This window comes from Pseudomonas sp. R15(2017) (genome assembly GCF_002112685.1).
Lineage (GTDB): Bacteria > Pseudomonadota > Gammaproteobacteria > Pseudomonadales > Pseudomonadaceae > Aquipseudomonas > Aquipseudomonas glycinae.
The window spans coordinates 460,119-467,939 of record NZ_NEII01000004.1; the positions used below are offsets into that span (position 1 = coordinate 460,119).

Sequence of the window (7,821 nt, forward strand, 5' to 3'; positions counted from 1 at the left end):
GGTCGGTCACAAATGTTGTGTGCGCCAGAAATCCTGTGTGAGCGGGCTTGCCCGCGATGAACGATAACGCGGTCTGACTTGGTGTCAGATCTTGAAGCTGTCGACCAGCTGTTTCAAACGGTTGGCCTGCTGCGACAACGCATCGCAATCCTTCAACGTTTCATTGAGGTTGGCCACGCTCTGCTGGTTCAGCAGGTTGATCTGATTGACGTCGACGTTGAGGGTTTCCACCACGGCGGTCTGCTCTTCGGTAGCGGCGGCCACCGACTGGTTCATGCCATCGATTTCGCCGATGCGCTGGGTCACGCTGACCAGTCGCAGACCGGCCTGGTTCGCCACTTCAACGGTTTCCTCGCTGGACGCCTGACTGGCGTTCATGGTGGTCACCGCTTCGCGGGAGCCGACCTGCAGCGAAGTGATCATCTTGTGGATCTCTTCCGCCGATTCCTGAGTACGGTGAGCGAGGTTACGCACCTCGTCCGCCACCACCGCAAAACCGCGTCCGGCTTCACCGGCACGGGCCGCTTCGATGGCTGCGTTGAGCGCCAGCAGGTTGGTCTGTTGGGAGATGCCTTTGATCACGTCGAGAATGTGGCCGATGTTGTCGGTGCTGGCATTCAGGGTTTCGATCTGGGTGCACGACAGGCTGATCTTCTGCGACAGCTCGGTCATGGCCTGAATCGTCTGCTCGACCACCTGACGACCGTCATCGGCCTGCTCGCTCGCGCCGCTGGCGTGTTGCGAAGCATCGGCGGCGTTGCGGGCGATTTCCTGAGTGGCGGCACCCAGTTGATTGATCGCCGCAGCCACGCTGTTGGTGCGTGCGCTTTGCTCGTCGGAGCCGATGATCGAGGCGTTGGACGATGCCATCACCCGTTGCGACAGGTCGTGTACGTGGCGAGTCGCGGAAGACACTTCGGAAATCGAAGCGTGAATCCGCTCCACGAACTGGTTGAACGAACTGCCCAGCTCGCCGAACTCGTCCTTGCTTTCCACTACCAGACGACGGGTCAGGTCACCTTCACCCTGGGCGATGTCCTGCATCGCGCGGCCCATGGTGATCAGCGGACGCATCAGCACGGTGATCAGCAGGCTCAGGAACACCGCAATCGCGCCCACCGCGACGAACATCGCAATCACTGCCGAGGTACGGAACTGGCTGAGTGCGGCGTAGGCCTTGTCGCGGTCGATCGACAGACCGATGTACCACTCGGCATTCGGCAGACCGGCAACCGGGGTGAACGACAGGATGCGTTCCTGGCCGTTGAGCACCACGTTTTGATTGCCCTTCTCGATGCGCACACCGGCGTTCGGGTAGATGTCCTTGAGGTTCTTCATCACCTGGTCTTTGTCCGGGCTGACGATTACCTGACCGTCACCGCTGACCAGGAACGCGTGGCCCAGGCCACCGAAGTCCACCGAGTTGATGATCTTTACCAGGGTTTCCAGGCTCAGGTCACCGCCCACTACGCCGAGCAGTTCGTCGTTCTTTTTCACCGGCATGGCGATGGTCACCACCAGACCGCCAACGGCAGCCATGTATGGCGGGGTCAGCATGGTCTGGTCAGCGGCCACGGCCTGCTTGTACCACGGGCGCTGACGCGGGTCGTAGCCATCCGGCATCTTCGCGTCAGGGCGCTGGGTGAACACACCGTTGGCCTGGCCGACGTAGGTGAACTGGAAGTTCGAGGTGAAGGCCGGTTGATCGACCAGGCCCGGGAAGTCGGCGTTCTTGCCTTGATGAGCGACGTTTTGTGCGAGGTTTTCCAGTACCAGAATTCGCCCGCTCATCCAGTTCTGCACACTGCTCGCGGTCAGGTCGCCGGCCTGTTGGACGGAGGACTGGAGGTTCTGGCGAATCGTATTTCGCTGCAGATAGTCGTTGTACAAAGTGAACAGCGCGAACGCCAGGACCACAACGCCCGAGGCGGCCAGCAGGATTTTATGGCTGAACTTGAGATTCATTTCATGGGACTTCTTATGCGAAAAGTGGGGATGCGTTCCGGATGCAACATTCCATGTACAGCGCAGGCAGCGTTCTGACGACTGCTCTACTTTGGTGCACGCATGTCTCACCAGTCTGTCGGCACGCTTAGGAGAAAACTTAGGGCTTTGTGGGAAATGGACGACATTTCTGCCAGATTCCCGCCGAACGGCGTGCCAGAGCGTTCGCCTGTCAATTTTTGATGACTGTTTTGCAGCGCCGGTTGCAAATTCTGTAACCCTTGATGACAATGCGACTAATTATCATTTGTGACGTTCGGGCTGTCGCATTCATGTCCTCACCTGAGTTTGCAGTACAGGCGCTTTACAGTAGTCATCACGGTTGGCTCAACGGCTGGCTGCGCGCGCGGCTGGGCAATGCCGCCGATGCGGCGGATCTGGCTCAGGACACCTTCGTGCGCCTGCTGCAGCGCACCGAGCGTCTGGAACTCAAGGCACCTCGCGCATTCTTGCGCACGATTGCTCGGGGTTTGGTGATCGATCATTGGCGCCGTGAAGAAATTGAACGCGCCTATCTGGAAACCATCGCCCATTTACCTGAAGCCGAAACCCCGAGTGCTGAATCCCGCGCATTGGTGATCGAACTGCTCGAAGGCATTGCCCGCATGCTTGAAGGCTTGAAGCCGAAAGTGCGTCAGGCATTTCTGCTGGCGCAGTGCGAAGGTTTGACCCACAAGCAAATTGCCGCGCAGATGGGCCTGTCCTTGCGCTCGGTGGAACGCTACGTCGCCGATGCGCTGTATCACTGCTACGTGCTGCGGTACGAAAACTGATGCCGGTGGATAACCTCTCGCTTGGCCGACGCGCCGAGCCACCGCAGCAAGTCGTCCGACAGGCCATTCACTGGCTCCTGCGCCTGCGTAATAACAACGGCAACCCGCGCCTGAATCGCCAGTGCGAACAATGGCGCGCCGAGCACCATGATCACGAACTGGCATGGCAACGGGTGCAGTCTCTGCAAGCTGAACTGACTCACAATCTGCGCGCCGTGCCCGGTGCGCAGGTGGCATTCAACACGCTGGAAAACAGTGCGCAGGGGCTGGGGCGACGTCAGGCCTTGAAGCTATTGTCCGGCGCGCTGTTGATGGGCTCGGCGGGATGGCTGGCCAAAGACACGTCCGCCTGGCAACAGTGGAGCGCCGACTACGCCACCGCCACCGGCGAACGCCGTGGCTTCCAGTTGCCGGACGGCACGCGGATCGAACTCAACACCGCCAGCAGCGTGGATCTCGATTACACCGCGCAACAACGGCTGATCAGGCTGACCCGTGGCGAAATCATCGTCACCTGTGGCGGTGCCGATGAAGGTGCGCCGATTGAGCGACCGCTGCGGGTGCAGAGTCGTCATGGCAGTTACGAGCCGTTCAAGGCGCGATTCATTCTGCGCCAGGAAGATGGATGCACGCGCCTGAGCGTCACCAGTGGCCGGGTCGCGATTCACTCCGCCGGCAACTCGACAGAGGCCATCGCCGGTCAGAGCTATCTGATCGATCACCATCAAGTTCGCCCGGCGCCACCGTTGGACATGGACGCCGGTGCCTGGGTCGACGGTCTGATCGTGACCCGCAACATGCGGCTGGGCGACTTCCTCAGCGAAGTCGGCCGGTATCGTCAGGGGTTTCTGAGCTGTGCGTCGGACATTGCGGATCTGCGCCTCTCCGGTGTGTTCCGTCTTGAGAACACCGACAAGCTGCTGGCGATTCTGCCCCAGACCCTGCCGGTGCAATTGCGCTACCGCACTCGTTGGTGGGTGACGCTGGAGTCTGTGGCCTGAAATTATTTTGGCGGGTTTTCGTGGCAAGTCCGGCTTAGTCAGTAAGCACTTCAACTCAGCCTTCGCGACTGCCTACGGAAACCTACAATGACTGCGCGCGTTACCTGTAAGAACCCTCTGAATTTCTCTGCCGAATCCGGCCTGTTGCGCCACGCCGTTCGGGCGGCGCTGTTTTCTACTGCACTGGGCGTTGGCGTGTTGCCGAGCCTGAGCATGGCGGCCAATGCCAGCGAGGTCAGCAGCCACCGCTACAACATCGCCGCCGGGCCATTGGGCGAGGCGCTGAACCAGTTCGCGCGTGAGGCGGGCATCACCTTGTCGATGACCCCACAGCAGACTCAAGGCCGACAATCACCCGGCGTGCAGGGCGAGTATTCGACCGATCAGGCGCTGAGACATCTGCTCGGCGGTTCGGGTCTGGAGGCGGTCAGCCAGGACGGCAGCAGCTATGTGTTGCGCACCGTCGCGGAAACCGAAGCGCTGGCCCTGCCGACCACCGACATCAAAGGCTTCGCCCTCGGCAACGCGCTGGGCAGCATGGATGGCTACAACGCGACGCACAGCCAGATCGCCACCAAGACCAGTACCGCGTTGCTGGAAACCTCACAAAGTGTGTCCGTGGTCACCCGCGAGCAAATGGATGACCAAGGCTCGCAAACCGTGTCCCAGACCATGCGTTATACCCCCGGCGTACTGACCAACCCTTACGGAGCCACGCACCGTTACGACTACGTGGCAATGCGCGGCTTCAACGACGGTTCGGTGGATAACATTTACCTCGACGGCCTCAAGTCGATGGGCGACAGCGGCACCTACAGCACGATGCAGGTCGATCCGTATTTCCTCGAACGCGTTGATATTCTGAAGGGCCCGTCGTCGGTACTCTACGGCCGTAGCTCGCCGGGCGGTCTGGTGGCGCTGACCAGCAAGAAGCCGCTGTACGAAGCCTATCACCAGGTACAAGCCACGGTGGGTACTCAGGGCCAACGTGGTGTCGGTTTTGACTTCAGCGGACCGGTCGATGACGACAAGCGCATCGCCTATCGTCTGATCGGTTTGACGGATCAGTCCGACACGCAATTCGACCACAACAAGGAAAAGCGCTTCGCCCTCGCACCGACCGTCAGCATCGATTTCAGCGAAGACACCTCGCTGACGCTGCAAGCGTATCTGCAGCATGACCCGGATGGCGGCTACCACGGTGGCGTGCCGGCCGACGGCACGATTCATCAGCGCAACGGCAATCGCATCTCGCCGCACTTCTTCGAAGGCGAGCCGGGCATCGATGGCTACTCCCGTGATCAGCAGTCGTTCGGTTACCAGTTCGAACACCGCTTCAACGACGTCTTCACCGCGCGGCAGAATTTCCGCTACCTCGACTCCAAAGTGAACATGGATCAGGTTTATGCCTATGGCTGGACGTCGCCGACCAGCAACGAACTGAATCGCTACTACACCGGCGGTGACGAGCGCCTGCACGCGTTCATCGTCGACAACATGCTCCAGGCGGAATTTTTCACCGGCGTGACCAAGCACACTGTGCTGATGGGGGCGGATTACCAGCGACGCAAAACCGTGGTCGACTGGACCAGTGGCGGCCTGGCGCCGATCAATGCGTTCAACCCGGTGTATGGCAATTCGGCTATTACGCCATACGGCGAGACCAGCTATCTGCGGCGCCTGGAGCAGACCGGCGTTTACCTGCAAGACCTGATCGAGATGGACAAGTGGCGCTTCTCGCTGGGGCTGCGCCAGGACTGGGTGGAAACCTCCGATGAAAACCGTATCGCCGAAGCGGGCCGTCCGGTCGGCACCGAGATCAACGATCGACGCACCAAGCTCACCGGTCGCGCCGGCGCACTGTATCTGTTCGATAACGGCCTCGCGCCGTACGTCAGCTATTCCGAGTCGTTCAATCCGAATTCCTACGCGGACAGCGCCGGCAATCCTCTCGCACCGACTGACGGTACACAGTGGGAAGCAGGCCTGAAGTATCAGCCGCCGGGTACCGAGAATCTGTTCACCGCGTCCTTGTTCCACATTGATCAGGAGAACCTGGCGACCAAACTGCCGCAGGAAAACTTCTATCGCGCTGTAGGCGCTGTCCGTTCTCAGGGTCTGGAACTGGAAGCGCACATGCAGTTGACCGACAACCTGAAAGTCCTCGGCAGCTACACCTTCACCGACATTGAATACTCGAAGTCGATGACCAGCACCTTGAGCACACCGACCAATGTGATCGAGAACAAAGGCAACTCGCCAACCCAGGCACCGCGGCACATGGCATCGCTGTGGGCCGACTACAAATTCGACAGCGCGGCACTCGATGGTCTGCGACTGGGCGGTGGTGTGCGTTATGTCGGCTATAGCTGGGCGGATGCAGAGAACACCATGAAGGTGCCGTCCTACACATTGTTCGACGCATCGATCGGTTATGACCTCGGCAAGGTCGGTCTGAAGGGTGTCGACGTACGCCTGAATGCGAACAATCTGACCAACGAATCCTACGTGGCCTCCTGCGCCAGTCTGGACTTCTGCTACATGGGCGAAGAGCGCAACGTCGCCGCTACGGTCAGTTACCAGTTCTAAGCCTTTGTCTTGTGCATAAAAAAGCCAGCCCCTGAAATCAGGGGCTGGCTTTGTCGTATCTGAGGGGAAAGTTTCCATGCGTTCGTTTCTGGTTTTGTTGCACCGGTATATCGGGTTGGCCACGGCGGTTTTTCTGCTGCTGGCCGGGATCACCGGGAGCATTCTGGCGTTCAATCATGAGCTGGATGAGTGGTTGAATCCGGAGTTTTACGCGGCGTCGGCCGAGGGAGAACTTCTACCGCCCGGTGAGCTGGTCGATACGGTGCAATCGGTACATCCGAAGTTGCAAGTCTGGTACATGGAATACCCGAACGAGGAAGGCCACACGGCAATGCTTGCGACGGTTCCACGTAAAGATCCGGCGACGGGCGAACCGTTTAAAGAACGCAATCAGGTGTTCTACCTCGACCCGGTCAGTGGCGAACAGAAAGGCCAGCGTTACTGGGGCGAGTGCTGTTTCCAGCGTGAGAATTTCGTCCCGTTCATTCTTGAGTTTCACTACAACCTGACACTGCCCGGTAACTGGGGTTTGCTGTTGATGGGGTTGGTGGCCATCGCCTGGGTAATCGATTGCTTCATCGCCCTCTGGCTGACGTTGCCGCGGGGTAAACCGTTCTGGAAGAAGTGGTGGAGCGCCTGGAAGATCAAGGGCGGGCATACCTATCGACTCAACTTCGATCTGCATCGGGCAGGGGGTTTGTGGCTGTGGTTGTTATTGCTGCCGATCGCCGTCAGCAGCGTGGCGATGAACCTGCCGAGCCAGGTTTTCAAACCGGTGGTGTCGTTGTTTTCCCCGATTGAACCGAGCGTGTATGAAGCCCGAGGGCGAATGCCTGCCGAAGAGCTGGGGATCACCCGATTGAGTTATCAACAGGCGTACGAAAGAGCACAGCAGGAGGGAAAAAGGTTGGGGCTGACAGCAGCGATCGGCGAGTTGTATTACAGCTTTGAGTATAACTTCTACGGTGCGGGGTTCGGACAGCATGACACGGAGGCCCACGGCAAATCCTGGTTGTTCTTCCACGGTACGGACGGACGATTATTGGGGCAGGAGATTGCAGGAGAAGGGACGTTGGGAGAGCGGTTTTATCGGTTGCAGTTGCCGATACATGGGGGGCGGATCATAGGCTTCACCGGACAAGTGATGATCGCGATGTTGGGTGTTCTGATTGCGGGATTGTCGGGGACTGGCGTCTACATCTGGTGGCGCAAGTGGCAGGCTCGTCAGAGCAGCAAGGCACGCAGAGCGGTTTGAAGACAGATTTCCGGTGTCCCTTGAAACGACAAAACCCCTGTCTGCGTTAGCAGACAGGGGTTTCGGAATTCAATCTTGACGATGACCTACTCTCACATGGGGAAACCCCACACTACCATCGGCGATGCATCGTTTCACTTCTGAGTTCGGGATGGGATCAGGTGGTTCCAACGCTCTATGGTCGTCAAGAAATTCGGGT

Annotated in this window: 5 protein-coding genes and 1 rRNA gene; 4 read left to right on the plus strand and 2 right to left on the minus strand. The window is 59.1% G+C overall.

Annotated elements, in window-relative coordinates:
- Positions 1 to 84: 84 nt before the first annotated feature.
- On the minus strand, positions 85 to 1,965 hold the full coding sequence (locus tag CAF77_RS11740; RefSeq protein ID WP_064382641.1) for a methyl-accepting chemotaxis protein: 1,881 nt from the start codon (positions 1,963 to 1,965) through the stop codon (positions 85 to 87).
- A 311-nt stretch (positions 1,966 to 2,276) separates the two neighbouring features.
- Between CAF77_RS11740 and CAF77_RS11745 the strand changes: the two genes are divergently transcribed.
- From CAF77_RS11745 to CAF77_RS11760, 4 genes are all read left to right on the plus strand, one after another.
- Positions 2,277 to 2,777 (plus strand): sigma-70 family RNA polymerase sigma factor, encoded by a 501-nt coding sequence (locus tag CAF77_RS11745; protein WP_064382640.1) that lies wholly within the window; start codon positions 2,277 to 2,279, stop codon positions 2,775 to 2,777.
- Entirely contained in the window at positions 2,777 to 3,778 is a 1,002-nt protein-coding gene (locus CAF77_RS11750; protein ID WP_064382639.1) for a FecR domain-containing protein, read from the plus strand. Before CAF77_RS11745 ends, CAF77_RS11750 begins: the two co-directional genes overlap by 1 nt.
- Before the next feature lie 87 nt (positions 3,779 to 3,865).
- On the plus strand, positions 3,866 to 6,367 hold the full coding sequence (locus CAF77_RS11755) for a TonB-dependent siderophore receptor (protein ID WP_064382638.1): 2,502 nt from the start codon (positions 3,866 to 3,868) through the stop codon (positions 6,365 to 6,367).
- Between the two features lie 76 nt (positions 6,368 to 6,443).
- Positions 6,444 to 7,622, plus strand: coding sequence for a PepSY domain-containing protein (locus CAF77_RS11760; protein ID WP_085654508.1), 1,179 nt, complete (start codon positions 6,444 to 6,446; stop codon positions 7,620 to 7,622).
- A 73-nt stretch (positions 7,623 to 7,695) separates the two neighbouring features.
- Here the strand turns inward: CAF77_RS11760 and rrf are convergent.
- A 5S ribosomal RNA gene (gene rrf / locus CAF77_RS11765) occupies positions 7,696 to 7,811 on the minus strand.
- Positions 7,812 to 7,821 lie beyond the last annotated feature (10 nt).

Excerpts from the sequence above, each read along its gene's own strand:
- CAF77_RS11740 (WP_064382641.1), bottom strand. The coding sequence starts at position 1,965 with ATGAATCTCAAGTTCAGCCATAAAATCCTGCTGGCCGCCTCGGGCGTT.
- CAF77_RS11745 (WP_064382640.1), top strand. The coding sequence starts at position 2,277 with ATGTCCTCACCTGAGTTTGCAGTACAGGCGCTTTACAGTAGTCATCAC.
- CAF77_RS11750 (WP_064382639.1), top strand. The coding sequence starts at position 2,777 with ATGCCGGTGGATAACCTCTCGCTTGGCCGACGCGCCGAGCCACCGCAG.
- CAF77_RS11755 (WP_064382638.1), top strand. The coding sequence starts at position 3,866 with ATGACTGCGCGCGTTACCTGTAAGAACCCTCTGAATTTCTCTGCCGAA.
- CAF77_RS11760 (WP_085654508.1), top strand. The coding sequence starts at position 6,444 with ATGCGTTCGTTTCTGGTTTTGTTGCACCGGTATATCGGGTTGGCCACG.